Origin of the sequence: Streptococcus oralis (assembly GCF_001578945.1) — a bacterium.
Classification (GTDB): Bacteria; Bacillota; Bacilli; order Lactobacillales; family Streptococcaceae; genus Streptococcus; species Streptococcus oralis_Q.
In genome coordinates this window covers 109,457-136,456 of sequence record NZ_KQ969550.1, presented here as the reverse complement: position 1 = coordinate 136,456, position 27,000 = coordinate 109,457, and the positions used below count along the sequence as shown (strand labels likewise).

Genomic DNA, 27,000 nt, shown 5'->3' with positions numbered 1-27,000 from the left:
CAACCCCTTAAGCGTTTCTAATGTTTTCAGCGACTTGGGCAAGTTTGTCAAAGTCAGGTTCGTGAGCGATAAAGTCAATCTTTAGGTCATCTTCTGTACCGTAGCGAGGTAGGAGGTGCACATGGGTATGGAAGACCGTTTGACCAGCAACATCCTCACAGTTGGCAATGATATTCATGCCGACAGCTTTGGTAGCCTTCATGACTTTTTGAGCCACTGTTGGCACTTGTGCAAAGAGTTGGCTGGCGCTGGTGGCATCCATCTCCAAAAGATTGCGATAGTGCTCTTTTGGCACGACTAAGGTGTGTCCAGGCGTTACTTGAGAAATATCAAGAAAGGCAAGAACCTGCTCATCCTCGTATACTTTTGAAGCAGGAATCTCCCCTGCGATAATCTTACAAAAAATGCAATCTGACATAAAATCCACCTCTACTGTATTGAATTTTGATATAATATAGCTACATTATACCAGATTCGGAGAAAATATGTTAGAAATTAAAAACCTGACAGGAGGCTATGTTCACGTTCCTGTCTTGAAAGATGTGTCCTTTACAGTTGAAAGTGGGCAGTTGGTCGGTTTGATTGGTCTCAATGGTGCTGGGAAATCAACGACAATCAATGAAATTATCGGTCTTCTGACACCTTATAGTGGGAAAATCAAGATTAATGGTTTAACCCTGCGAGAAGATGCGACCAGCTATCGTAAGCAGATTGGCTATATCCCAGAAACGCCTAGCTTGTATGAGGAATTGACCCTCAGAGAGCATATCGAGACGGTTGCCATGGCCTATGGTATTGAGCAAAAAGTGGCTTTTGAGCGTGTGGAACCTTTGTTAAAAATGTTCCGTTTGGACCAAAAATTAGACTGGTTTCCAGTTCATTTCTCAAAAGGGATGAAGCAGAAGGTCATGATTATCTGTGCCTTTGTCGTGGATCCGAGCCTCTTTATCGTAGATGAGCCTTTCCTTGGGCTCGATCCGCTGGCTATTTCTGACTTGATTCAGCTTCTAGAAGTAGAAAAGAAAAAAGGCAAGTCCATTCTCATGAGTACACACGTGCTAGACTCAGCAGAAAAGATGTGTGATGCCTTTGTCATTCTCCACAAGGGAGAGGTGCGGGCTCAGGGGAACCTCCAGCAACTCCGTAAAGCCTTTGACATGCCTGAAGCGAGTTTGAATGATATTTACTTGGCTCTGACCAAAGAGGAGGAGCTATGAAAGACTTGTTTTTAAAGAGAAAGCAGGCTTTTCGTAAGGAGTGTGTCGGTTATCTGCGTTATGTTCTAAATGACCACTTTGTCTTGTTCCTGCTGGTTCTCATCGGTTTTCTGGCTTACCAGCACAGTCAACTCTTGCAACATTTTCCTGAAAATCACTGGCCTATCCTCTTGTTTTTGGGGATTGTCTCTGTCTTACTTTTGGCTTGGGGAGGAATCGCGACCTACATGGAAGGACCTGACAAGCTCTTTCTCTTAGTCAGTGAAGAGGAGGTTAAGTCTCACCTCAAAGGTCAGACAGTGCGCTCACTGGTCTTTTGGCTCTTTGTCCAAACCCTTTTCTTGCTTTTATTTGCGCCCTTATTTTTAGCCATGGGTTATAGCTTGCCAGTCTTTCTCATCTATGTGCTTTTATTGGGAGCTGGAAAATATCTCCTCTTTCGCCAAAAAGCCAGTAAATTTTTTACTGAGAACGGAATTGACTGGGACTATGTGATCGCCCAAGAAAGCAAGCGCAAGCAAGTTTTGCTTCGTTTCTTTGCTCTCTTTACTCAGGTCAAGGGCGTTTCAAATAGTGTCAAACGTCGCGCTTATCTGGATTTTATCCTAAAGACTGTTCAGAAGGTACCTGGGAAAATTTGGCAAAACCTCTATCTTCGTTCTTACTTGCGAAATGGAGACCTCTTTGCCCTCAGTCTCCGCCTCCTCTTCCTATCCTTGTTAGCTGTGATTTTTATCGAGCAAGCTTGGATCGCGACAGCAGTAGTAGTTTTATTTAACTATCTCCTGCTCTTTCAGTTACTCGCCCTCTATCATGCCTTTGACTACCAGTACTTGACTCAGCTATTTCCACTAGAAAAAGGGGAGAAAGAGAAGGGATTGAAACAGATTGTGCTTGGTGTGGGAAGTGCAGTTCTTTTGCTGGAATTGCTGGTCGGAGCAGTGGTTTTTCAAGAGAAAATAGCCTTGTTGGCTCTTGTAGGGGCTAGTCTCTTCCTACAATTGTTTTATTTGCCTTACCAACTAAAAAGATTGGTTGACGAATAGACTAAAAACTAGTAGAATAGTAAGGAAACTTTATACGGAGGAAAGAAATGGACTTGGGTGATAATGAGCTAACGCTGACCCCTATCCCTGGGAAGAGCGGCAAAGCTTATATGGGAAGCTACCCTGATGGGAAGCGCGTCTTTGTAAAAATGAACACCTCTCCAATCCTACCTGGCCTAGCCAGAGAACAAATCGCTCCTCAATTACTATGGACTCGTCGTTTGCCAGATGGTCGTGATATGTGTGCCCAGGAATGGTTGACGGGCAAAATCTTGACACCGCACGATATGAATCGCAAGCAGATCATCAATATCTTGACACGTCTTCACCGCTCACGTCCCTTGATGAAGCAGTTGAGCCGTTTGGGATATACCATGGAGACTCCATTAGACTTGTTGCAGTCTTGGAGGCAGGAAGCACCCGAAGTCTTGAAACGACATCAGTACTTAAACTCGGTGATTGATGATTTGCGCAGGACGGTTCCAGGTTTTAGGGAAGACCATGCAACGATTGTGCATGGGGATCTTCGTCATAGTAATTGGATTGAGACAGAGAGTGGACTCGTTTATCTAGTGGATTGGGATTCGGTTCGTCTGACGGATCGTATGTTTGATGTGGCGCATTTGCTATGCCACTACATTCCAGATCATCAGTGGCGTCAATGGTTGAGAGACTACGGCTATAAGTACAATCAGACAGTGTTAGATAAATTGTATTGGTATGGTCAGTATTCTTATTTGAACCAGATTGCCAAATACTGTGAAAATCAAGATTTAGACAATGTAAACCGGGAGATTTACGCCTTGCGCGTCTTCCGTGACAAGTATGGAAAGAAGAGATGAGAGTTAGAAATCGTAAAGGGGCGACAGAATTACTAGAGGCTAATCCCCAGTATGTGGTCCTTAATCCCTTGGAAGCTAAAGGGAAATGGCGAGACTTGTTTGAAAATGATTATCCTATTCATGTGGAAGTAGGAAGTGGAAAGGGTGCCTTTGTTTCAGGTATGGCTAAACAAAACCCTGATATCAACTATATCGGGATTGATATTCAAAAGTCTGTTTTGAGTTACGCCTTGGACAAGGTCCTTGAAGTTGGAGTGCCTAACATCAAGCTCTTGTGGGTGGATGGTTCGGATTTGACAGACTACTTTGAAGACGGTGAAATTGATCGTCTCTACCTAAACTTTTCAGATCCCTGGCCTAAAAAACGCCATGAAAAACGTCGTTTGACTTACAAGAGTTTCTTGGATACCTTCAAGCGCATCTTGCCTGAGAATGGGGAAATCCATTTCAAGACAGATAACCGTGGCTTGTTTGAGTACAGTCTAGTGAGCTTTTCTCAGTATGGGATGAAACTCAATGGTGTTTGGCTAGACTTGCATGCCAGTGATTTTGAAGGCAATGTCATGACAGAGTATGAGCAAAAATTCTCCAGCAAAGGTCAAGTCATCTATCGAGTTGAGGCAGAATTTTAAGAAATAGCTTGAAAACCAGCCGTTTGAGTGCTTATGCTTTACATAAATTGACAAACGTGCTATACTGATAGTAAGAATATGAGAAAGAGAGGCGGGGAAATATCTTCGCCTCTTGCTTATGAGGAGGTGGACGCAATCGCAACAATCGTAGAATTAGTCAGAGAAGTTGTAGAACCTGTCATCCAAGCGCCTTTCGAACTCGTAGATATCGAGTATGGAAAGGTTGGCAGTGACATGATTCTCAGTATTTTTGTAGATAAACCCGAAGGAATTACCTTGAACGACACGGCAGACTTGACAGAAATCATCAGTCCTGTCCTAGATACCATCAAGCCTGATCCCTTCCCGGAACAATATTTCCTAGAAATCACCAGTCCAGGCTTGGAACGTCCTTTGAAAACCAAGGATGCTGTCGCTGGAGCTGTTGGGAAATACATCCATGTCGGGCTCTACCAAGCCATTGATAAGCAAAAAGTCTTTGAAGGAACTTTGGTATCCTTTGAAGAGGATGAGTTGACTATGGAGTATATGGACAAGACACGTAAGAAAACCGTCCAAATTCCATACAGTTTAGTATCAAAAGCACGTTTAGCAGTAAAACTATAGAAAAGAAAGGATAGCTTTTGAGGATTCAAAAGTGAAGAAAACATGAGTAAAGAAATGCTAGAGGCCTTCCGCATTTTGGAAGAAGACAAGGGAATCAAAAAAGAAGACATCATCGAGGCAGTAGTAGAGTCGCTTCGTTCCGCTTATCGCAGACGCTATGGTCAGTCTGACAGCGTAGCTATCGACTTCAATGAAAAAACAGGCGACTTTACTGTCTATACTGTCCGTGAAGTTGTTGATGAAGTATTTGATAGCCGTTTGGAAATCAGCTTGAAAGATGCCCTTGCCATTAATTCAGCCTATGAGCTTGGTGACAAAATCAAGTTTGAAGAAGCTCCTGCTGAGTTTGGTCGTGTTGCAGCCCAATCTGCCAAACAAACCATCATGGAAAAAATGCGCAAGCAAACACGTGCTATTACCTATAATACTTACAAAGAACATGAGCAAGAAATCATGTCTGGTACAGTAGAACGATTTGACAACCGCTTTATTTACGTCAACCTTGGCAGCATCGAAGCCCAATTGTCAAAACAGGACCAAATCCCTGGAGAAGTCTTTGCTTCTCACGATCGTATCGAAGTCTATGTCTACAAGGTTGAAGACAACCCTCGTGGTGTCAACGTCTTTGTTAGCCGTAGCCATCCAGAGATGATTAAACGCTTGATGGAGCAAGAAATTCCAGAAGTTTACGATGGAACTGTCGAAATCATGAGCGTAGCCCGCGAAGCTGGTGACCGTACCAAGGTTGCCGTTCGCAGCCACAATCCAAACGTGGACGCTATCGGGACAATCGTTGGACGTGGTGGTGCTAATATCAAGAAAATCACTAGCAAATTCCACCCAGCTCGTTACGATGCCAAGAGTGATCGTATGATTCCTGTCGAAGAAAACATTGACGTTATCGAGTGGGTAGCAGATCCAGCTGAGTTTATCTACAATGCCATCGCACCGGCAGAGGTTGACCAAGTTATCTTTGATGAAAACGACAGCAAACGTGCCTTGGTCGTTGTGCCTGATAACAAGCTTTCTCTTGCCATCGGTCGTCGTGGACAAAACGTTCGCTTGGCAGCTCATTTGACAGGTTACCGTATCGATATCAAGTCTGCAAGTGAGTTTGAAGCTATGGAAGAAGCAGGTCAAGTTGATTACGCAGCTGCGGACGAATTGACAGAAGAATAAAAGCTGCTAGAGGAGGGAAAGATGAAAACAAGAAAAATCCCTTTGCGCAAGTCTGTTGTATCCAACGAAGTGATTGATAAGCGTGATTTGCTCCGCATTGTCAAGAACAAGGAAGGACAGGTCTTTATCGACCCGACAGGCAAGGCCAATGGCCGAGGCGCTTATATCAAGCTAGACAATGCAGAAGCCCTAGAGGCAAAAAAGAAGAAAGTCTTTAACCGCAGCTTTAACATGGAAGTGGAAGAAAGCTTTTATGACGAGTTGATCGCTTATGTTGATCACAAAGTAAAAAGAAGAGAGTTAGGACTTGAATAAGCAAAAGATAAGCAATCTCTTGGGACTTGCTCAACGAGCAGGCCGGATTATATCAGGGGAGGAATTGGTGGTCAAGGCCATCCAAGATCAGAAAGCTAAGCTAGTCTTTCTAGCACAGGATGCTGGTCCCAATCTGACCAAGAAGATTCAAGATAAAAGTGACTATTATCAAGTAGAAGTTATAACCGTGTTTTCAACACTGGAATTAAGCATAGCAGTCGGGAAATCGAGAAAGGTTTTGGCTGTGACAGATGCTGGATTTACAAAGAAAATGAGGTCTCTTATGGAATAGAAGAGGAGGACATGATTTGTCTAAGAAAAGATTGTACGAAATCGCAAAAGAACTTGGAAAAGAAAGTAAAGAAGTTGTAGCGCGTGCAAAAGAGTTGGGCTTGGATGTGAAAAGCCACTCATCGAGCGTGGAAGCTGTTGCTGCTGAGCAAATCGCAGCTAGCTTTAAACCTGCACCTGCTCCTAAGGCAGAAGCAAAACCTGAAGCACCAAAAGCAAGTGTAGAAAAGAAAGCAGAAAAGCCTGCATCAGCTAAACCAGTAGCCGCAAAGGAAGAAAGCAAACCAGCTACACCTGTAGCTCCTAAGGAAGAAAAAGTAGTGGCCGCAAGACCACAAAGTCGAAACTTCAAGGCGGAGCGTGAGGCGCGTGCCAAAGAGCAGGCAGAGCGACGCAAACAAAACAAGGGCAACAACCGTGACCAACAACAAAACGGTAACCGTCAGAAAAACGACGGCCGTAATGGTGGCAAACCTGGTCAAGGAAACCGCGACAATCGCCGATTTAACGACCAAGGGAAAAAACCACAAGATCAAGGGAATCGTGGCAATGATCGCCGTCAGCAACAAGACTTCCAGCCAAAACAAGCTGGCCCACGTGTTGACTTTAAAGCCCGTGCCGCAGCCCTAAAAGCAGAGCAAAATGCAGAATACGCACGCTCAAGCGAGGAGCGCTTCAAACAATCGCAAGCTGCCAAAGAAGCCTTGGCTCAAGCTAATAAACGCAAGGAACCAGAGGAAATCTTTGAAGAAGCTGCTAAGCTAGCTGAACAAACGCAGCCAGCCGTAACAGTAGCTCCTGTAGCGAAAGAAGCACCAGTGGATACACGTCGTAAAAAACAAGCTCGACCAGACAAAGAACGTGATGATTATGATCACGAAGAAGATGGTCCTAGAAAACAACAAAAGAATCGAAGTAGTCAAAATCAAGTGAGAAATCAAAGAAATAGTAACTGGAATAACAACAAGAAAAATAAAAAAGGGAACAAGCAAAACAACCGTAACCAGACTCCAAAACCTGTTACAGAGCGTAAGTTCCATGAATTGCCAACAGAATTTGAATATACAGATGGTATGACTGTTGCGGAAATCGCAAAACGTATCAAACGTGAACCAGCTGAAATCGTTAAGAAACTCTTTATGATGGGTGTGATGGCCACACAAAACCAATCCTTGGATGGAGAAACCATCGAACTCCTCATGGTGGATTATGGTATCGAAGCCAAACAAAAGGTTGAAGTGGATAATGCCGACATCGAACGTTTCTTTGTCGAAGATGGGTATCTCAATGAAGATGAATTGGTTGAGCGTCCACCAGTTGTAACCATCATGGGACACGTTGACCATGGTAAAACAACACTTTTGGATACCCTTCGTAACTCTCGTGTTGCGACAGGTGAAGCGGGTGGTATCACTCAGCATATCGGTGCCTACCAAATCGTGGAAAATGGCAAGAAGATTACCTTCCTTGATACACCAGGACACGCGGCCTTTACATCAATGCGTGCGCGTGGTGCATCTGTTACCGATATTACCATCTTGGTTGTAGCGGCCGACGACGGGGTTATGCCTCAGACTATCGAAGCCATCAACCACTCAAAAGCGGCCAACGTTCCAATTATCGTAGCCATCAACAAGATTGATAAACCAGGTGCCAACCCAGAACGCGTTATCGGTGAATTGGCTGAGCATGGGGTTATGTCAACAGCTTGGGGTGGTGATTCTGAGTTTGTTGAAATCTCAGCTAAATTCAACCAAAATATCGATGAACTCTTGGAAACGGTCCTTCTTGTGGCTGAAATCCAAGAACTCAAGGCAGACCCAACAGTTCGTGCGATCGGTACCGTTATCGAGGCTCGCTTGGATAAAGGAAAAGGTGCGGTCGCAACCCTTCTTGTTCAACAAGGTACCTTGAATGTCCAAGATCCAATCGTTGTCGGAAATACCTTCGGTCGTGTCCGTGCCATGACCAATGACCTTGGTCGTCGTGTTAAGGTTGCTGGACCATCAACACCAGTATCTATCACAGGTTTGAACGAAGCACCAATGGCGGGTGACCACTTTGCCGTTTATGAAGATGAAAAATCTGCGCGTGCAGCAGGTGAAGAGCGTGCGAAACGTGCCCTCATGAAACAACGCCAAGCTACTCAACGTGTCAGCCTTGAAAACCTCTTTGATACCCTTAAAGCTGGTGAGCTTAAGTCTGTTAACGTCATTATCAAGGCAGACGTACAAGGTTCGGTTGAAGCTCTTTCTGCCTCACTTCAAAAGATTGATGTAGAAGGTGTCAAAGTGACCATCGTTCACTCAGCAGTCGGTGCCATCAATGAATCTGACGTGACTCTTGCTGAAGCTTCTAATGCCTTTATCGTTGGTTTCAACGTACGCCCTACACCACAGGCTCGTCAACAAGCTGAAGCTGACGATGTAGAAATCCGTCTCCACAGCATTATCTACAAGGTTATCGAAGAGATGGAAGAAGCCATGAAAGGGATGCTTGACCCAGAATTTGAAGAAAAAGTTATCGGTGAAGCAATCATCCGTGAAACCTTCAAGGTATCTAAAGTGGGAACTATTGGTGGATTCATGGTTACGAGTGGTAAAGTTACCCGTGACTCTAAAGTCCGTGTTATCCGTGACGGTGTTGTTATCTATGACGGCGAACTCGCAAGCTTGAAACACTACAAAGACGACGTGAAAGAAGTTACTAACGGTCGTGAAGGTGGATTGATGATTGATGGCTACAATGATATCAAGATGGATGATGTGATTGAGGCATACGTCATGGAAGAAATCAAGAGATAATAGAGAAACGATAGCCGATTTGACTCGTCGTCAACAGTGCCTTGATGAACCCTTAGTTCTATCTAAGGCTTGTTTCCTAGATTCAAATGGCTCTAGTTCCTCTATCTAACAGAAATAGCTAGGTCTGCTGGCCTAGCTTTTGATTCAAAGTAGAGAAAGGAATATCATGGCAAATCATTTTCGTACGGATCGTGTGGGCATGGAAATCAAGCGTGAAGTCAATGAGATTTTGCAAAAGAAAGTCCGTGATCCGCGTGTCCAAGGTGTGACCATTACAGATGTTCAGATGCTGGGTGACTTGTCTGTTGCCAAGGTTTACTACACCATTTTGAGTAACCTTGCTTCGGATAACCGAAAAGCTCAAGTAGGGCTTGAAAAAGCAACTGGTACCATCAAACGTGAACTTGGTCGCAATTTGAAATTGTACAAAATCCCAGATTTGACCTTCGTCAAGGACGAATCCATTGAATATGGGAACAAGATTGACGAAATGCTACGCAATCTGGATAAGAAGTAAAAAGAGGGGGGACCCTCTTTTTTGGTGGCTGAAAATGATCAACATGAAAGATAATGGAAGAAGATACATGATAAGCGAAATTCTCTATTTAAAATGAAATCCAAGCAGAAAATGCTTTTTTTTTATAGGAAAAATGATATGATAAAATTAGAAATAAAAAGGAGATTTTATGAATGAATAAAATGAAAAAAATTTATCGCTTAGGCTTGCTTTGCCTTTCGGTGTCTACTCTAGTTGCATGTGGGTCTGTATCTAAAAAAACAACTACTTCGTCTAGTGAAGAACAGACAGAAGTATCAGCTAGCAGTTATGAAAAGAAAGGGATTCTATCTAAAGCAAAAGAAAAACTAGGCTCAAGTGATTTTAACCCACAAGATGTTAGTGATACAACGATTGAATCTATTAGAACTTATGAAGATTATCTGACGATGTATGAGAAAATCATTGACAATTACTACACAGAAGCAGATGAAGCCTTTAAAGGTACCGCTTTAGAGGATAGTACTGCTATCCAAGAGCTAAAAGATAGCACGAAACAAGAGATGGAAGAGCAGAAAAAACAATACGGTCCACTAAAGAAAGCACCTATTCAAGGAAAAGAGGAAATTGTTCAGGTTCTAAAAGATTATCGTGATAATCTTCATGAACAGGTGGAGCAGTGGAAAGCTAGTTTGTAGTGGAAGGGAAGTTCAAGATGGACTATCAATTATTACCTCATGAATACATGGTCATGCATGATGACCATGTCAGTTTTGGTAAATCAACCGGCTCAACGGATGATTTGATTTTAACCAATTTGCATTTGATTCTCATTAAAAAAGGTTTTTTTGGTGGTAAAAAAGGAGAATTAAAAATCCCTATTAATCAAATCAAAGTGTTTGAAGGAAAACCACAAGTTTTGGTAAATAAGGACAGTGGCTTGAAATGCTTGGAAGTTTATTATACAGGTGGTCAAGCGAGTTTTAGTTTTTCAAATCCCAAAGATACAGACAAATGGGCAAATAATATCATCAAACTGATGGCTGGAGATACTGAAAATTTTGAAAAAATCGGGGATAGCAGTCTTTTTGGAGTAGATATTTTAGCAGAAAGTTTAAAAGATACCTTTGATACTTTCAAAACTGGGCTAGGATTCAAGGATGCAGAGCCAGAAAAAGTATCCACCAAGTGCAGTTTTTGTGGAGCTCCTTTGTCGGGAGTGGTGAAGCAGGCGGTCAAATGTAGTTATTGTGATATGGAACAGACCTTGTAGGAGATGAAAGATGGGAATAATTAAAGCAGTTACAGACTCCATTGGTGGAACTTTTGCAGACCAGTGGAAGGAGATTATTACTGCACAGCTTTTTGATGAGCATACGGCTGTCAGTCCAGGTATCCTCCAAGAAAGCAATAATGGACGTGGAGTTAATAGCAAGAGTTCTATAGGTGTCATTTCAAACGGCTCAAAGATTTTTATTCCTGAAAATACGGCTGCCTTTATCTTTAGCCAGTCTGGAATAGAGGAAATTATCACAGAGCCAGGTGGATATGAATACCAAAATGGTGAGAGCAGTATTTTTAATGGTGATGGATTAAAAAAATCATTGTTTGACAATGTTGTAAATCGTGTGGGCTTTGGTGGTCAGTCAGACCAGCAAAAGCAGATTTGTTTTGTCAATCTACGAGAAATCCGTGATATAAAATTTGGCACTCGTGGTCCGGTGATGTATAATGACTTGTTTTATGGGACAGACTTGGAAGTACGTGCTTTTGGGACGTTTTCGATTAGAATTACCGATGCTAGGCAGTTTGTGAGAAATTTTCTCCCTGCTAATGTCAGTTATTATACCTTTGATAGTGCGCAGGCTAGGGCTCAGATAGTAACGGAGTTTTTGCAGTCCTTTATCGTTGCCCTTAACTCTTTATCGACAACTTATCGGATTTCTCAACTTCCGTCCCAAGCAACTGTTCTGGCAGAGCAAGTAGCAGGAAATGGTCAATATGCTGGAACTTGGAAAGAACGTTTTGGATTTGAGATTGTCAAGGTTGCCATTGCAAATATCGAATTTTCTCCTGAATCCAAGGAACTTGTTAAACAGTATTCATCAAATAAGATGAATATGAAAGCCTATGATGATGTTTCTCAAAAATCTTCTAATATTGCTGCGCAACAAAAAATCGCTTCTGGTATTGAACAGCATGGGCTAGGTGATAGTGCGGGGATGATTTTTGGGATGAATATGGCACAGCAATTAGATGATAAAGCTAATAAGCCTGCCTTATCACTAGATGAGCAAATTGAGGCGTTGACGAAACTAAAATCGTTGCTGGATGCAGGTATCCTCTCACAAGAAGAATTTGACCGTAAGAAAAAGGAAATTATGGATTTGTAAGAAAGTCAATCAATACGCTAGCAGCATAAAACTGCTAGTTTTTTTGTTCTTGCTTTCCTTATGGTATAATATAAGCAGTAAAATCATTTTAGAACATACATGGAGGTCGTCATGGATAATATCATCGATGTGTCAATACCCGTTGCAGAAGTGGTAGACAAGCATCCAGAAGTCTTGGAAATACTAGTAGAGCTCGGTTTTAAACCACTTGCTAATCCCTTGATGCGCAACACTGTCGGGCGCAAGGTATCGCTTAAGCAGGGTTCTAAGCTCGAAGGAACTCCTATGGACAAGATTGTCCGCACACTGGAAGCGAATGGTTACGAAGTGATTGGATTAGACTAATGGCAGATGAACGGATTCATATCCTACGGGATATTTTGTTAGAATTGCATAATGGCGCCTCTCCTGAGTCAGTTCAGGAGTGTTTTGATGCGACCTTTACAGGTGTTTCAGCCATCGAGATTTCCCTCATGGAGCACGAGCTGATGAACTCAGACTCAGGTGTCACCTTTGAAGATGTCATGGAACTCTGTGATGTCCATGCCAATCTTTTTAAAAATGCTGTTAAGGGCGTCGAAGTGGAAGATACCGAGCATCCTGGTCACCCAGTTCGCGTCTTCAAGGATGAAAATTTGGCTCTCCGTGCAGCTTTGATTCGCATTCGGAGATTGTTAGATACCTATGAGTCTATGGAAGACGAGGAAATGCTTGCGGAGATGCGCAAGGGTTTGGTTCGTCAAATGGGACTTTTGGGGCAATTTGATGTCCACTACCAGCGCAAGGAAGAGCTCTTTTTCCCCATCATGGAGCGTTATGGTCACGATTCACCCCCTAAAGTCATGTGGGGAGTGGATGATCAGATCAGGGAACTCTTTCATACAGCTCTAGCGACAGCCAAGTCATTACCAGAAGTGTCGATTAGCAGTGTAAAGGAAACTTTCGAAGCTTTTGCGACAGAGTTTGAAAGTATGATTTTCAAGGAAGAGTCTATCCTTCTCATGATTCTTCTTGAGTCCTTTACTCAGGATGACTGGATTCAGATTGCGGAGGAGAGTGATGCTTATGGCTATGCCATCATCCGTCCGTCAGAGAAATGGGTGCCAGAACGACAAAGCTTTATCGAGGAAAAGAGTGCAGAAGAGCCAGTACAACTAGACACGGCTGAAGGTCAAGTTCAGCAAGTTATCAATACACCAGAAGGCCAGTTCACTATTACCTTTACCCCTAAGGAAAAGGAAGCGGTGCTGGATCGTCATAGTCAACAGGCTTTTGGCAATGGCTATCTCTCCGTCGAGCAGGCCAACCTCATCCTCAATCACCTCCCTATGGAGATCACCTTTGTCAATAAAGACGATATTTTCCAGTATTACAATGACAATACGCCAGCTGATGAGATGATTTTCAAACGGACGCCGTCCCAAGTTGGGCGCAATGTTGAACTCTGTCATCCGCCTAAGTACCTAGACAAGGTAAAGGCCGTTATGAAAGGTCTTCGTGAAGGGGTCAAGGACAAGTATGAGATGTGGTTCAAGTCAGAGTCGCGAGGCAAGTTTGTCCACATCACCTATGCCGCAGTACACGATGAAAACGGGGAATTCCAAGGCGTGTTGGAGTATGTTCAGGATATCCAGCCCTACCGAGAGATTGATACTGACTACTTCCGTGGATTAGAATAAGGAGAATCAATGAGTTACGAACAGGAATTTATGAAGGAATTTGAAGCTTGGGTCAATACCCAGATCATGATCAACGACATGGCGCACAAGGAAAGTCAAAAAGTCTACGAAGAAGACCAAGACGAGCGTGCCAAGGATGCCATGATTCGCTACGAAAGTCGCTTGGATGCCTACCAGTTCTTGCTTGGTAAGTTTGAAAATTTCAAGGCGGGCAAGGGATTTCATGATTTGCCAGAAGGATTGTTTGGCGAGCGAAATTATTAAAATAGTGATACTTTCTTGATTTTTTATCGAAATCTTGATAGAATATCTTTATTAAATCCTTGTCAGATCAGGGATTTTTTATTGAAAGGATTTTATCATGTCAAAGAAACTCCAACGTAAAAAACAATTGCGAAATAGCCTTCGTCGTTCAGGTGCCTTTTCAAATACGGTGACCAAGGTTGTCGAAGAAACAAAAAAAGTCGTGAAACATGCAGAGAAGTCTGCTAGCGAAGCAGGAAAAGTTGTCTCTAAAAAAGTGGAACAAGCAGTAGAAGCGACCAAGGAACAAGCTCAAAAAGTTACAAACTCCGTAGAAGAATTCGCAGCGACTTTGGGTGGCCTCTCAGTAGATCGTGCGAAGACTTTCTATGATGAAGGCATCAAGTCAGCTGCTGACTTTAAAAACTGGACTGAAAAAGAACTCCTTGCCTTGAAAGGAATTGGCCCAGCTACCATCAAGAAATTAAAAGAGCACGGAATCAGCTTCAAGTAATTTTTCTTGCCCCTTGCATTTCTGTCAAAAACTTGTTAAAATAAAGCCATTAGAGGTGTTTTGGATCCCACATTTTACAGAAAGTGGCGGCGCTGAGAAGTCCACAAATGTGTCAAAATTGGTTGCTGATGGATAAAAAATGAAATAATATTGTCTTTTTATTATAAAGACGAGAGTTGCGGGCTCTGCCCGAAATTGGGTGGTACCGCGGATAAACACATTCGTCCCTGTCATAGTTATGGCAGGGACGATTTTTTGTAGAAAGCGAGGGGGAAAATTGGAAACAAGCCAGATTATTACTCTGCTCAGTGGAGCAGGTCTAGGAGCTGTATTAAGTGCGATTTTAGTTTTTGCTAATAATAGTAAAAGAAATCAACTTGATTATATTACTAAAGAACGTTCAGAGTGGAGAAAGGATATTCAAATTATTTTAGATGACTTGGGTAAAGTAGGTAAGCGTGCAGAAGCTATACAACGTTTAAAGTCACGAATTAATCCATACGGAAAGAGTAAAACAGTTGATAATGGAGATGATTTTTATTTACATGAGGGTCATATCTGGAGTTTGGTTAATACAATTGATATAACCAATACTAGTCAAATAGAAAGGTTATCTGATTATGTGCGACTACTCTGGAAATATGACTGGGAGAGATCCAAGCGGGAAATAAAATTCGATATTTTTAATAGCTTTATATACTTTATTCTTGTTATCGGATCCATATCTAATTCTTTATTAATCCTTTTTAAAATTGAAGAATTTTGGTGGAAGTTTTTATTGGTCATAGTATCGATTGTTATGATAATAAGTATATTCTACTTCAAAAAATTCACTACAAAGATTAAAAAATGGAATGAACGTGAAGTGTTATATCTTGTAGTATTAACTATATCAATGTATGTTAGTATATGTGCTATGTTATTTTGGATAATTCATACTGACACAGACATATTGGATATGCTTATTCCCGCTTTGTTGATATATATACCAATATTAGGTATAGAGCGAAATATTATAAAAACCAATGAAGAAGAAGAAAACTATATTGATACTTTAAAGGAACTTGAGAAAAAGGAGCAAACACATGTCTAAACAACTTTCACCTAAATACACTCCATCCTAGGTTGAGGTTGTTCGTTACCAAAAATGGCTTGAAGAAGACATTTTCGAGGCTCAAGGAGTTCAAAAGACTAACCCATATTCAATCATTATTCCACCACCAAATGTTACTTGGAAACTTTACCTTGGTCACGCTTGGAGTACAACCTTCAAATTCAACGAATCGCTGAAAATCCCATTAAAGTCTGTATCTGAGATTGTAAGGATATCTAAGGCAGTTTAGTCTGGTCTATTGAAGACACTGAATTAAAGGAGAAAAGAGATGGCTAAAAAGAAAAATAGAAAAAAAGAATTAAAACGCCAGCAAAAGTTGGATATCAAAGTTATTTCTGAAGAAGAGGCTGCTTGGACAGAGATAATGGCTAAAAAACCAACTTTTGTAGAGCGTCGACAAATTCAAAATTTCGATGAACAAAACACCGCAATGGTCCAATACACTAAAGAACATGGAGAGTACCCAGATGTTCAGCAAATCAATTACCAACTAAAAAATGGAAGTTTTGACTGGCATGAGGATCATGCTTTATTTAGAGAAGCTATGCATACTCCAAATACACAGAAGCGAAAGAAATTGTTAAAACAAGTTTTAAAAATCAATCCAGATTATTTTGCTGCTGATTTTCACTTATTCCTATCAGAAGTTGAAGATTTTGATTTGCCAACCTTCAAAAAAGTATTGGATTTTGAAATTCTAGTTTTAGAAAAATGGAAAATGAACGGATACAATAGTTGGAATCTTTTTGAAGCACGCCCTGTTCTGACTGCCCTTATGTTTCTGATTGAATATTATATGACAGAAAAATTTTATTATAAGGCTTTGGAATTGGTTAACTTATACTTAAGTAGGCGACCAGAACGTTTTCCTCCTAATTTTGTCTTCTGTATGCTTTCCTTGTATCATATTACTGGTCAGGAACTAAAGGTTGAACGTTTCTATCGTGAAGAATTAAATAAAGGAAAACGGGATGATACCATTCTTATTCATGCCATCATTTCTGCTTTTTCTCAAGGAAAAATTGAGAAAGCAAGTCAGTTATTTGCAAAATTAGTAGAAATAAATGATGAAGTTGCTGAATTCTTTATCGAGGAAGATTGGCAATTCAAAGTTATAGATATCGAAGACCAAGAATTCTATTTTCCAAACTCAGTTGAATCGCTACAAGCTAGTTTATATCCTCTGCTTGACTATTTACAAGAAAATATTATCTTGACAGAATTTTTAACAAATGAGGCCAAGAAGTTCTGTCGTGAACCAGTATTTTCGAATCATTCCAGTGTGATAAGAAATTTATCCAAGGCAAACGACTGGTACTCCTTTATGAACGAGGAAAAAATGAAGGGAATTCGGATGGATCTTGTTCGCATCTTTGTAGAAAACAGGATCCGTACATCTGCAGATTTTAAAAAATGGACCGAAAAAGAAGTTCTTGCTTTGAAGGGAATTGGTTCCGCTACCGTTCAAAAACTGAAAGAAAACGGTATAAAGTTTAAGAATGAGAAGTAATTGTTTATTGAAGGGAGGAGGTGGACTTGTCTTGAATGAAATTTCTAATTTCATCCTGTATACTACACCCAATGGCGATGTTCAGTTAGATATCCTTTTACAAGATGAAAATCTTTGGTTGACTCAAAAAGGTCTTGCAGAGCTCTTTGGAGTTGAACGAAGTGTCATTACAAAGCACTTGAAAAACATTTATGATAGTGGGGAGTTGGATAAGATATCAACTTGTGCAAAATTTGCACAGGTTCAACAAGAGGGAAATAGGTCTGTCCGGCGTGAACTTGAGTATTACAATTTGGATGCTATCATTTCAGTTGGCTATCGTGTAAATTCCAGTAAGGCTACTCAATTTAGAATTTGGGCAACCAACACCTTGAAAGAATTTATCATCAAAGGTTTTGTTTTAAATGATGAACGATTGAAACAAGGCCAGACGGTTTTCGGACAAGATTATTTCCGTGAACTTTTAGAACGAATTCGCTCTATTCGTTCTAGCGAGCGCCGAATCTACCAGCAAATTACGGATATCTTTGCCGAATGTGCCATAGATTATGATAGAAACTCTGATATTACTAAAAACTTCTATGCTATGGTACAAAATAAATTCCATTATGCGATTACTGGAAATACAGCTGCAGAAATTATCTACCAGCAAGCCGATGCTAGTAAAGATAAAATGGGATTAACCACTTGGAAGAATGCACCTGATGGACGAGTGCTCAAGTCAGATGTAACGGTGGCTAAAAACTATCTGCAAGAAAAAGAAATTCGACAACTAGAGCGAACTGTTACAGCCTATTTTGATTATATCGAGGGTTTGGTTGAGCGCCGTAATACTTTTACAATGCGAGGATTGGCAGATAGTATTGATCGTTTTCTATCTTTTAATGAGTACGAAATCTTAGAAGGAAAAGGAAATATTTCCAAGAAACAAGCAGACTCCAAAGCTATCCAGGAGTACGAAAAATTTAACCGAACTCAAAAAATCATATCGGACTTTGATAAACATATTCTGAAGATAATGAGAGAGAGTTAATGTAAATCTAAGAGTTTGATTTGTAACGTGTTCACACAGTTTCTTTTTGCTAATAGAAAATTCTTAGAGAAACAAGATGTATTGAATCAAACTCTATCTCCCACATGCTAATTTTAATTAAAGATATAAACTAGAAAGGACAAACACATGTCTAAAGAACTTTCACCTAAATACAATCCAGCCGAGGTTGAGGCTGGTCGTTACCAAAAATGGCTTGATGCCGATGTTTTCAAGCCTTCAGGCGATCAAAAGGCTAAGCCTTATTCAATCGTCATTCCACCACCAAATGTCACTGGTAAGTTGCATCTGGGTCATGCTTGGGATACGACTTTGCAGGATATCATCATCCGTCAAAAACGCATGCAAGGTTTTGACACGCTTTGGCTTCCAGGGATGGACCACGCGGGGATTGCGACTCAGGCTAAGGTTGAGGAGCGCTTGCGTGGTGAAGGCATTTCTCGCTATGATCTCGGTCGTGAGAAATTCCTAGATAAAGTCTGGGAATGGAAAGACGAATATGCGACTACCATCAAGGAACAATGGGGCAAAATGGGCCTCTCTGTAGATTACTCTCGTGAGCGTTTCACCCTTGACGAAGGCTTGTCAAAAGCTGTTCGCAAGGTCTTTGTCGACCTTTACAAGAAAGGCTGGATCTACCGTGGTGAGTTTATCATTAACTGGGACCCAGCAGCTCGCACAGCCCTTTCTGATATCGAGGTGATCCACAAGGATGTCGAAGGTGCCTTCTACCACATGAACTATATGTTGGAAGATGGCTCACGCGCCCTTGAAGTTGCGACAACTCGTCCTGAGACCATGTTTGGGGACGTTGCGGTTGCGGTCAATCCAGAAGACCCACGCTACAAGGACTTGATCGGTAAAAACGTCATCCTTCCAATCGCTAATAAATTGATTCCAATCGTTGGAGATGAGCACGCAGATCCTGAGTTTGGTACAGGTGTCGTGAAAATCACACCTGCCCACGATCCAAACGACTTCTTGGTCGGTCAACGCCACAACTTACCACAAGTTAACGTCATGAACGACGACGGAACGATGAATGACTTGGCCTTCGAATTTGCAGGTATGGACCGTTTTGAAGCACGTAAGGCAGTTGTTGCCAAGTTGGAAGAAATCGGTGCCCTTGTTAAAATCGAAAAACGTGTCCACAGTGTTGGTCACTCAGAACGTACAGGTGTAGTGGTTGAGCCACGCTTGTCTACGCAGTGGTTCGTCAAGATGGACCAATTGGCCAAGAATGCCATTGCCAACCAAGACACTGACGACAAGGTAGAATTCTACCCACCTCGTTTCAACGATACCTTCCTCCAATGGATGGAAAATGTCCATGACTGGGTAATCTCTCGTCAGCTCTGGTGGGGTCACCAAATCCCTGCTTGGTACAATGCTGAGGGTGAAATGTACGTCGGTGAAGAAGCGCCAGAAGGTGACGGATGGACTCAGGACGAAGACGTCTTGGATACGTGGTTCAGTTCTGCCCTTTGGCCATTCTCAACCATGGGCTGGCCAGATGTCGACTCAGAAGACTTCAAACGTTACTTCCCAACTTCAACCTTGGTAACAGGTTACGACATCATCTTCTTCTGGGTGTCTCGTATGATCTTCCAATCTCTGGAATTCACTGGCCGTCAGCCATTCCAAAACGTTCTTATCCACGGTTTGATTCGTGACGAGCAAGGACGTAAGATGTCGAAATCTCTTGGTAACGGGATTGACCCAATGGATGTTATCGAGAAATACGGTGCCGATGCCCTTCGTTGGTTCCTTTCAAACGGTTCTGCACCAGGCCAAGACGTGCGTTTCTCTTACGAAAAAATGGATGCTTCATGGAACTTCATTAACAAGATTTGGAACATCTCACGCTACATCCTCATGAACAATGAAGGCTTGACCCTTGAGCAAGCAACGGCTAATGTGGAAAAAGTGGTTAATAAGGAAGCTGGGAATGTTACAGACCGCTGGATTCTCCACAACCTTAATGAAACGATCGGAAAAGTTACTGAAAACTTTGACAAGTTTGAGTTTGGTGTGGCTGGACACATCCTCTACAACTTTATCTGGGATGAGTTTGCGGACTGGTACGTTGAGTTGACCAAGGAAGTCCTTTATAGTGATAACGAAGAAGAGAAAGTCATCACACGTTCTGTCCTCCTTTACACCTTGGACAAGATCCTTCGTCTCCTTCACCCAATCATGCCATTCGTGACCGAGGAAATCTTTGGACAAATCTCAGAAGGCTCTATCGTCACAGCGGAATACCCAACTGTCAACCCAGCCTTTGAAGACTTTGAGGCTCACACTGGTGTGGAAAGTCTCAAAGACTTGATCCGTGCTGTTCGGAATGCGCGTGCAGAAGTAAACGTAGCACCAAGCAAGCCTATCACTATCCTTGTTAAGACAAGCGATAGCGACTTGGAAGCCTTCTTTAACAGCAATGTCAACTACATCAAACGCTTCACAAATCCAGAACACTTGGAAATCGCATCAAACATCCCTGCACCTGAACTCGCAATGTCAAGCGTCATCACAGGAGCAGAAATCTACTTGCCACTGGCAGACCTCCTCAATGTCGAAGAAGAACTGGCTCGTCTCGACAAAGAATTGGCTAAATGGCAAAAAGAACTAGATATGGTAGGCAAGAAACTCTCTAACGAACGCTTCGTAGCCAATGCCAAACCAGAAGTCGTCCAAAAAGAACGCGATAAACAAGCCGACTACCAAGCTAAGTACGACGCGACCGTCGCACGTATTGATGAGATGAAGAAGTTGGTGAAATAAATAAAGAAACACGGTGATGAGCCGTGTTTTTTGGTATAATAAATAAAACGTTAGAAAGCGATCTATAAATAACAAATATGGAAAAATTCCAAGTTTTTACCCCTGAAAAATATGTTCATTTTATGCTTGATAAGGTAGAATATGATGGGAAAAATATACTTAAAAAATATTTTTTAGAGAATTCTGTAGGTGAAGGAAATATTTTGTGTGTAGCAATTAAAAGATACATTGAAGTAGCACTTAAGCACAGATATTCCACTTCATCCATAAAATCTGATTTAGAAAAATACTTTGTTGCTTTTGAAATTGACCCTCAATTAAAGGAAAATTGTTTAAGAAATTTAGATAATATTGCTTTGGAATACGGAATTCGAGAGGTAAACTGGCAAATTCTTTCTGATGATTATTTAAGATACAATCTTAAAATGAGATTTGATTTTATTGTTGGTAATCCTCCATATATCACCTATCAAGAACTTAATACTATGGATAGAAGTTTCTTGAAAAATAATTTTACTTCTTGTAAAAAAGGCAAATTTGATTATTGTTATGCTTTTATTGAAAAGAGTTTACTAGATTTGAAAAAAACGACAGGAAAAATGTGTTATCTAATCCCTAATAGCATATTTAAAAATGTTTTTGCTGAAAATCTAAGAGAAATCTTAAAAAAAATATTATACAATTAATTGATTACAGACATACGCATATTTTTGGGAGAATTCTAACATCATCAGCAATTATGGTCATTGATAATTCTAGAATATGTAATTACTTAGAATATATTGATAGTGATTTTAATAAGTCCTTTCTTATAAGAAAAGAAGATTTAGGGTCTAAATGGTATTTTACTGAAAATATCGAATTTAAAGCTAATCAGTTAACCTTTGGAGAGTTATTTAAAGTCTCAAATAGCGTAGCTACATTAGCGAATAAGGTATTTCTAATTCCTGAGCAAGAAGATTTGGACTTGGAGGATGAAATTTTAAAACCTGCGGCTAGTCCAAGAAAGTTATCGAAAAATATTGTAGATAAAATTATTTTCCCATATAAGTTTGTAAATAATGAACTTAGAAGATATCCTAGAGAAGAGTTTGAAAGAATCTTTCCTAAAACAACTAGATATCTTCGAGAATGGAAAGAGGTTTTAGATAACAGAAAATCTGATGGGGAATGGTTTGAGTATGGTCGATCACAAGGTTTGAAATTCATGAATCAGGAAAAATTAATGATTTCATCGGTAATTACTGAGAAAGTAAATGTATACGAGTTAGATTCTCAAATGATACCATATTCGGGATTTTATATTATTCCATTAGCAGAAAAAGGTCTTGATTATGCAAAAAAAATACTTGAATCAGAAGATTTCTATAATTATATAGAAACTAGAGCAATTAATGCGAGTGGAAAATCAATTCGTATATCCGTGAATGATGTAAAAAATTATCCAATAAGAGTATGAGGGACGAACAATGGCTGAAAAAGTGAAAGAAGTAAGTTTTAAATCAACAACAAGAACGGTAAACCTTTTAGGGAGAGATAATGTACTAGATTATAGAAGTGCGATATTAGAATTAGTAAAAAATAGTTACGATGCATTTTCGAATCAAGTAAATATTCGAATAATAGGAAAAGATATAACTATTAACAAAAGAAAAGACAAAAAAGCTACTTCTATAGAAATAATTGATTACGGGCAAGGAATGAGTTTGGATAAAATCATTAATGTCTTTTTTACATTGGGAACGGATGATAAAACTCATACTCCTTCAATAAAATACCAAAAATCTGAACGTGTAATGAATGGTTCTATGGGAATCGGTAGATTATCACTGGGGAGACTGGGGAATGTCAGTCGAGTTATTACTTCAGATGGTAGTGAAGCATATAGATTTAGTATCAATTGGAATAACTTCATAACGGGAGAAGCTTTAGATACTGTAAAAGTAAATATTGAACAATTATCATTGAATGAGTTCATTTCAGAGTATACAAATAGAGGTTTAGAAAACCCCAAATGCTCAGGAACAATTTTAATAGCCAGTGAGTTGAAAGATGAATGGTTACTATCAGATAAAGGACAATCGGGGACAAATTATTCTCTATTGAAGCTAACTTTAAATAAATTAAAAAACCCTCTTAAATTAGAAAAATCAGGCGAATTTAAAATTATATTAGACTACTTTGAAGAAAAAGAAGAAATAGAGCCTTCTTTAGCTGATGTTTCAACAGATGCAGAAATTTCGTTTGCTTTTTCACACGACAGTGATATGTTAATCTTAGAGGGGTATTTTGATGAAATTGATATTAGTCAATTACCGCCGGATTTTGTAAATGCGAAATTCGATAAACTAAAAGATTATATTCAAGAAAAGAGTGGTAAAAAAAGAAGTAGATACCATTTTGAGAGAGAGTTTAAAATTTCAGAGTATATCCCTGATAAAATGCCTAATAATCCGATAGGTGATTTTGATGGAGTTCTCTATTTTACAAAGAAAACTGGTTCTAATAAGTATCCTTTTTTAAAGAGACCAGCAATGGGAACAAATACTGTTGATATTGAACCCGGAATCTTATTATATAGAGATGGTTTTAGGATTAGACCTTATGGTGAGGTTGATACTATCGGGTTTGACTGGGTTGGAATTGAAAAAGAAAGAACTAAAAATCCAGCTGGTGTTGGCCGTAGTAGCTACATAATGCAAGCAAACCAGTTGAGTGGTTATGTAAACATCACCAAGGAAAAAAATGGAGGGTTTGAAGATCAAGCTAATCGTGAAGGTTTAAAAAATAGTGCAGAGTTTGAATATCTTGAGAGTGTTATTCTCAGAATTGTAAAAGATTTTTCTTCTGTGCGTTCAGAAATTATTATTTTATATAATGAATTTTTGAAAGAGAAAGCTGATGTTCCACTTTTTAGTGAAAGAGGAAAGAAGACAAAGAAAAAGTTAGACAGTCTTGTTAATAAACACCAAGGAAATTTACAAGGACTTTATAAAGATCCGGAGTATGAGGCACTGGTCTCTAATCCCCAATCGTTATTTGAGATGTATTCATTACAGGATACTACTGAGGAAGAGAATAGTTCACTTGTTAGTGAGGGTGATACGTTACGAACTATGGCAACTCAAGGAATAGTTATGTCAACTTTTGCACATCAAATTAAGAATGATAAGATGTTCTTTAAAACGATTCCTCAAAATTTAAAAGATATAGGAGACCATTATTCAATACTTTTTAAGTCGGATTTTCATGAGATTAAGAAAAGGTATAATTTATATGATTTTTCGGAAGCGGTTGAACGCAAAACGACCAATATATTAGGATTTATAGAAAGTAGTGTCAATAATCCAACAAGGGATAAGAAAGAAAAAATTAATCTATCTTCTTATCTTTTTAAAGTTTATTCTTGGTGGGATAATTCAATAAGAGATAATTTTTATTCGTATGACTATTTGATTAATGGTAAATCCTCTTTAGAAGCTTTACCTGATACAATAAAAAATATTTATGTTTATGCAAGTGAAACGCAGTTAGATAGTATTTTCCTAAATTTAATAACTAATTCTTATAAAAGTTTTAAATCACCGAATAAAATCAATCATAGAATTATCAATATTTCTTTAGAAGTTATGGAGGATACACTAATTAAGATCACCTATGAAGATAATGGTAATGGTTTGAACAAGAAAATTGAAAACCCAAATTTTATTTTCGAACCATATAAATCTTATAATAAAGGTGGGACTGGAATGGGAATGTCAATTTTATCCTCAGTTATATCTAATTTAAAAGGAGATAAAGAGTTATTATCTAAACCTGGGGAAAGAGGCTTTAAAATTAAAATGACTTTAAAAGGTGGAGTGGAATAAAATGTCTGATAAAAAAATAATTTATTATATTGATGATGATGAAGATACTATGTATACATTAGGAGAATTGGAGCAAAAATTTTCTAAAAAAGGCTATAGCGTTGAATTTTTTGGAATAATAAATGAAAAATCAAAGGAAGATTTCTTGGAAAATCTGTATTCAAAAGAAAAATATGGAGTTATTTTGGACTATGATTTAGCAAATAGTAATATTTATGGTGATGCTATTGAATTGTGGGAAACCATTAAAAAGCAAAATCCATTTTTTCCTGTTTGTATATATACTTCACATAGTGATGATGTCCAAATTGATCCATCAATAGAGAAGAAGTTTTCTAAAGATGGATATTCTCTAAATGGAGAGGTATTCACCAAGGAAGATGAAATAGATAGTATGTTAGAATATATTGATAAGCAAGTTAAGTTAGGGATAGAAAATATCAATACACTGGAGAGAGTAAATCAAGGTTTAAAGAAATCTGATACTTTTTCTACGGAAGTAGCAATTAACGAAATTAAAATAGAGCATCAATTTTCTATTAAACAACCTCGACTTTTAAATGATGATATTGCTGATCAATTAGATGATTTAATTGCGAAAGCTTATCAAATTATTGATGAGGCAGGAGAGATGTAGTGAATTATATTAGACAACTATTCAAACGAGATTATAGAGGTTTTGAATCTCCACCAATCAGAAGAGAAAACGTTAGTGAAAAATATTCTGTCAAAAGTCAAAGAGATTTGTTAAAAGGGTATCTAGTAGAGGATTTTGGTGGAATGTGCATATATTGTGGATGGAATTGTAAAAGGTATGGTGGAGCTAGTTTTCATATTGAACATATAAAGAGTCAAAATGATAATAAAGATTTGATAGATGAATATAGTAACTTAGCTTTATCTTGCCCAATATGTAATACTACAAAAAATAAAAAATCCCTTCCTTCTGATTTGGATCCTTTAGGGGAAGACTATAAAAAATTATTTTATAGAAATAATAGAGGTGCAATTGTACCAAACAATACCATAACAGCAGTAGAAAGAAATTTATCAGAGAAATATATAAAAACTTTAGGTCTATCAAAGGAATTATATAAGTTAGACTATATCTATTCTTCACTTAACATTATTAAAAGAAAATCTGGTCAATCAGGACAAATTAATGAATCATTAATTTGTAGTATTCAAAGGATATTAGATTTTATTGATGACAATTATATTAGAAATAGTAAACCAAAATTTTAATTTAATCAATTTTGATATTAAAACAAATTGAGACTAATATATTTAAGTAAATTTTTAGTTATTAGAAAGTAGCTTACTACATAACAAATTCCGTAAGTTCGAACTGTCCTGATAAGTATAGCACTATAGCTTAATTTCATATATCATTGCATCGAATTCATCTGGATTGATATCGAAAATCCACCCATCGACACCATCGGCTGGGTAGCAAAGAAATAAAAAGTCCTGTCACTTTCTCCCATTTAACCTTTGACTATTCCGCAAAATTATCGTACAATAAAGAGTACATGATAAAATGAGGTCAGAGTCTGTTCGCTCTGGCGATAGTAGTAAAAATGAGGAGAAACGCTTTGGAATTAGAAGTATTTGCTGGGCAAGAAAAAAGTGAACTATCTATGATTGAGGTAGCGCGTGCTATCTTGGAACTTCGTGGTCGCGATCATGAGATGCATTTTAGCGATCTTGTAAACGAAATTCAAAACTACCTTGGAACATCAAACAGCGATATCCGCGAAGCTTTGCCTTTGTTCTACACAGAGTTGAACTTTGACGGTAGCTTCATCTCACTTGGGGACAACAAATGGGGGCTTCGTTCATGGTATGGCGTAGACGAAATCGACGAAGAAATCATCGCTCTTGAAGAAAGTGATGACGATGAAGTAGCTCCAAAAGCTAAGAAAAAACGTGTCAATGCCTTTATGGATGGTGATTCAGATGCCATTGACTACAATGCGGATGATCCAGAAGACGAAGATGCATACGAAGCAGATCCAGCTCTTTCATACGATGATGAAAATCCAGATGATGAGAAAAATGAAGTGGAAGCTTACGATGCAGAAATCAACGAAATCGCTCCAGATGATTTGGGTGAAGACGTGGATCTTAACGAAGAAGACGACGAGTTTTCTGACGATGATGCTGAAACGAGTGAAGAAGAGTAAAAGACTTCACAGAGGAGATCGCTGGATCTCCTTTTTTGTTGCTTGAGCGTGTTGTCCGTTTGGATGCGGATCTTTAGTTGGTTTTCTGAAAGTAATCTTCTTATTTTCAGGTTTTACCGATTCGGGTTGACAAATGTTCTGCTTTAAGGTATCATATTGTTCGGGCACCTCTTTTAGAGGTCGGGGCTCCCTAGTTACTAGGGAGCTATTTTTATTTTTCAGGAAGTTTTCT

Annotated in this window: 28 protein-coding genes and 1 pseudogene; 28 read left to right on the top strand and 1 reads right to left on the bottom strand. The window is 39.4% G+C overall.

Translation table 11 applies throughout. The features are described from left to right. Positions 1–7: 7 nt before the first annotated feature. Positions 8–418, bottom strand: coding sequence for an HIT family protein (locus SORDD16_RS00620; RefSeq protein ID WP_061451940.1), 411 nt, complete (start codon positions 416–418; stop codon positions 8–10). Between the two features lie 67 nt (positions 419–485). Here SORDD16_RS00620 and SORDD16_RS00615 point away from each other — a divergent pair, with 67 nt between their 5' ends. The 28 genes and pseudogenes from SORDD16_RS00615 to rpoE all read left to right on the top strand — a co-directional run bounded on the left by SORDD16_RS00615 (position 486) and on the right by rpoE (position 26,768). Next, positions 486–1,217, top strand: coding sequence for an ABC transporter ATP-binding protein (locus tag SORDD16_RS00615; protein WP_061451939.1), 732 nt, complete (start codon positions 486–488; stop codon positions 1,215–1,217). Then, complete coding sequence (locus SORDD16_RS00610) at positions 1,214–2,263, top strand: ABC transporter permease (RefSeq protein ID WP_061451938.1); 1,050 nt, start codon at positions 1,214–1,216, stop codon at positions 2,261–2,263. Before SORDD16_RS00615 ends, SORDD16_RS00610 begins: the two co-directional genes overlap by 4 nt. Before the next feature lie 47 nt (positions 2,264–2,310). After that, on the top strand, positions 2,311–3,105 hold the full coding sequence (gene ccrZ, locus SORDD16_RS00605; protein ID WP_061451937.1) for a cell cycle regulator CcrZ: 795 nt from the start codon (positions 2,311–2,313) through the stop codon (positions 3,103–3,105). Beyond that, positions 3,102–3,737 (top strand): tRNA (guanosine(46)-N7)-methyltransferase TrmB, encoded by a 636-nt coding sequence (trmB, locus tag SORDD16_RS00600; protein ID WP_061451936.1) that lies wholly within the window; start codon positions 3,102–3,104, stop codon positions 3,735–3,737. The genes ccrZ and trmB overlap by 4 nt, the downstream gene beginning before the upstream one ends. A gap of 126 nt (positions 3,738–3,863) precedes the next feature. Further along, positions 3,864–4,343 carry a ribosome maturation factor RimP gene (rimP, locus tag SORDD16_RS00595; protein ID WP_081215093.1) on the top strand — a complete coding sequence of 160 codons (480 nt, stop codon included), beginning with the start codon at positions 3,864–3,866 and terminating at the stop codon, positions 4,341–4,343. Between the two features lie 42 nt (positions 4,344–4,385). After that, the gene (nusA, locus tag SORDD16_RS00590; protein WP_049478996.1) at positions 4,386–5,522 is read left to right on the top strand and encodes a transcription termination factor NusA; all 1,137 of its coding nucleotides are present in this window, start codon (positions 4,386–4,388) and stop codon (positions 5,520–5,522) included. A gap of 21 nt (positions 5,523–5,543) precedes the next feature. Further along, positions 5,544–5,837: an RNase P modulator RnpM gene (gene rnpM / locus SORDD16_RS00585; RefSeq protein ID WP_000857560.1), complete on the top strand. Its 294-nt coding sequence runs from the start codon at positions 5,544–5,546 to the stop codon at positions 5,835–5,837. Next, positions 5,830–6,129 carry a YlxQ-related RNA-binding protein gene (locus tag SORDD16_RS00580; protein ID WP_001041399.1) on the top strand — a complete coding sequence of 100 codons (300 nt, stop codon included), beginning with the start codon at positions 5,830–5,832 and terminating at the stop codon, positions 6,127–6,129. The genes rnpM and SORDD16_RS00580 overlap by 8 nt, the downstream gene beginning before the upstream one ends. A 16-nt stretch (positions 6,130–6,145) precedes the next feature. Then, positions 6,146–8,932, top strand: a complete 2,787-nt coding sequence (infB, locus tag SORDD16_RS00575) for a translation initiation factor IF-2 (RefSeq protein WP_061451934.1) — start codon at positions 6,146–6,148, stop codon at positions 8,930–8,932. Positions 8,933–9,098: 166 nt separating this feature from the next. Continuing rightward, entirely contained in the window at positions 9,099–9,449 is a 351-nt protein-coding gene (gene rbfA, locus SORDD16_RS00570) for a 30S ribosome-binding factor RbfA (protein WP_061451933.1), read from the top strand. A gap of 173 nt (positions 9,450–9,622) precedes the next feature. Further along, entirely contained in the window at positions 9,623–10,126 is a 504-nt protein-coding gene (locus SORDD16_RS00565) for a hypothetical protein (protein ID WP_061451932.1), read from the top strand. A 17-nt stretch (positions 10,127–10,143) separates the two neighbouring features. Next, the gene (locus tag SORDD16_RS00560) at positions 10,144–10,701 is read left to right on the top strand and encodes a C1 domain-containing protein (protein WP_061451931.1); all 558 of its coding nucleotides are present in this window, start codon (positions 10,144–10,146) and stop codon (positions 10,699–10,701) included. Positions 10,702–10,711: 10 nt separating this feature from the next. Then, entirely contained in the window at positions 10,712–11,821 is a 1,110-nt protein-coding gene (locus SORDD16_RS00555) for an SPFH domain-containing protein (protein ID WP_061451930.1), read from the top strand. A gap of 111 nt (positions 11,822–11,932) precedes the next feature. Further along, positions 11,933–12,166 carry a DUF1858 domain-containing protein gene (locus SORDD16_RS00550; RefSeq protein ID WP_000368739.1) on the top strand — a complete coding sequence of 78 codons (234 nt, stop codon included), beginning with the start codon at positions 11,933–11,935 and terminating at the stop codon, positions 12,164–12,166. Then, positions 12,166–13,500: a DUF438 domain-containing protein gene (locus SORDD16_RS00545; RefSeq protein ID WP_061451929.1), complete on the top strand. Its 1,335-nt coding sequence runs from the start codon at positions 12,166–12,168 to the stop codon at positions 13,498–13,500. Before SORDD16_RS00550 ends, SORDD16_RS00545 begins: the two co-directional genes overlap by 1 nt. A 9-nt stretch (positions 13,501–13,509) precedes the next feature. Continuing rightward, positions 13,510–13,764 (top strand): DUF1912 family protein, encoded by a 255-nt coding sequence (locus SORDD16_RS00540; protein ID WP_000119707.1) that lies wholly within the window; start codon positions 13,510–13,512, stop codon positions 13,762–13,764. Between the two features lie 97 nt (positions 13,765–13,861). After that, positions 13,862–14,257 (top strand): helix-hairpin-helix domain-containing protein, encoded by a 396-nt coding sequence (locus SORDD16_RS00535; RefSeq protein WP_061451928.1) that lies wholly within the window; start codon positions 13,862–13,864, stop codon positions 14,255–14,257. A gap of 277 nt (positions 14,258–14,534) precedes the next feature. Then, the gene (locus SORDD16_RS11260; RefSeq protein ID WP_061451927.1) at positions 14,535–15,350 is read left to right on the top strand and encodes a hypothetical protein; all 816 of its coding nucleotides are present in this window, start codon (positions 14,535–14,537) and stop codon (positions 15,348–15,350) included. Further along, a pseudogene (locus SORDD16_RS10415) lies at positions 15,343–15,531 on the top strand (class I tRNA ligase family protein); the annotation flags it as partial. The gene SORDD16_RS11260 and the pseudogene SORDD16_RS10415, both read left to right, overlap by 8 nt. Before the next feature lie 108 nt (positions 15,532–15,639). Next, on the top strand, positions 15,640–16,881 hold the full coding sequence (locus SORDD16_RS00525; protein ID WP_061451926.1) for a helix-hairpin-helix domain-containing protein: 1,242 nt from the start codon (positions 15,640–15,642) through the stop codon (positions 16,879–16,881). A 31-nt stretch (positions 16,882–16,912) separates the two neighbouring features. Continuing rightward, positions 16,913–17,914 (top strand): virulence RhuM family protein, encoded by a 1,002-nt coding sequence (locus SORDD16_RS00520; RefSeq protein ID WP_061452260.1) that lies wholly within the window; start codon positions 16,913–16,915, stop codon positions 17,912–17,914. A gap of 147 nt (positions 17,915–18,061) precedes the next feature. After that, complete coding sequence (locus tag SORDD16_RS00515) at positions 18,062–20,713, top strand: valine--tRNA ligase (protein WP_061451925.1); 2,652 nt, start codon at positions 18,062–18,064, stop codon at positions 20,711–20,713. A 77-nt stretch (positions 20,714–20,790) separates the two neighbouring features. Beyond that, on the top strand, positions 20,791–21,399 hold the full coding sequence (locus tag SORDD16_RS11475; protein ID WP_241733938.1) for an Eco57I restriction-modification methylase domain-containing protein: 609 nt from the start codon (positions 20,791–20,793) through the stop codon (positions 21,397–21,399). A gap of 53 nt (positions 21,400–21,452) precedes the next feature. Continuing rightward, entirely contained in the window at positions 21,453–22,172 is a 720-nt protein-coding gene (locus SORDD16_RS11470; RefSeq protein WP_241733937.1) for a hypothetical protein, read from the top strand. A 10-nt stretch (positions 22,173–22,182) separates the two neighbouring features. Further along, positions 22,183–24,582, top strand: coding sequence for an ATP-binding protein (locus tag SORDD16_RS00505; protein ID WP_061451924.1), 2,400 nt, complete (start codon positions 22,183–22,185; stop codon positions 24,580–24,582). 1 nt (position 24,583) lies between these two features. Next, positions 24,584–25,219, top strand: coding sequence for a response regulator receiver domain (locus tag SORDD16_RS00500; protein ID WP_061451923.1), 636 nt, complete (start codon positions 24,584–24,586; stop codon positions 25,217–25,219). Continuing rightward, positions 25,219–25,827 carry an HNH endonuclease gene (locus tag SORDD16_RS00495; RefSeq protein ID WP_061451922.1) on the top strand — a complete coding sequence of 203 codons (609 nt, stop codon included), beginning with the start codon at positions 25,219–25,221 and terminating at the stop codon, positions 25,825–25,827. Before SORDD16_RS00500 ends, SORDD16_RS00495 begins: the two co-directional genes overlap by 1 nt. Positions 25,828–26,177: 350 nt before the next feature. Beyond that, positions 26,178–26,768, top strand: a complete 591-nt coding sequence (gene rpoE / locus SORDD16_RS00490; protein WP_000418415.1) for a DNA-directed RNA polymerase subunit delta — start codon at positions 26,178–26,180, stop codon at positions 26,766–26,768. The last annotated feature ends 232 nt before the right edge of the window (positions 26,769–27,000 follow it).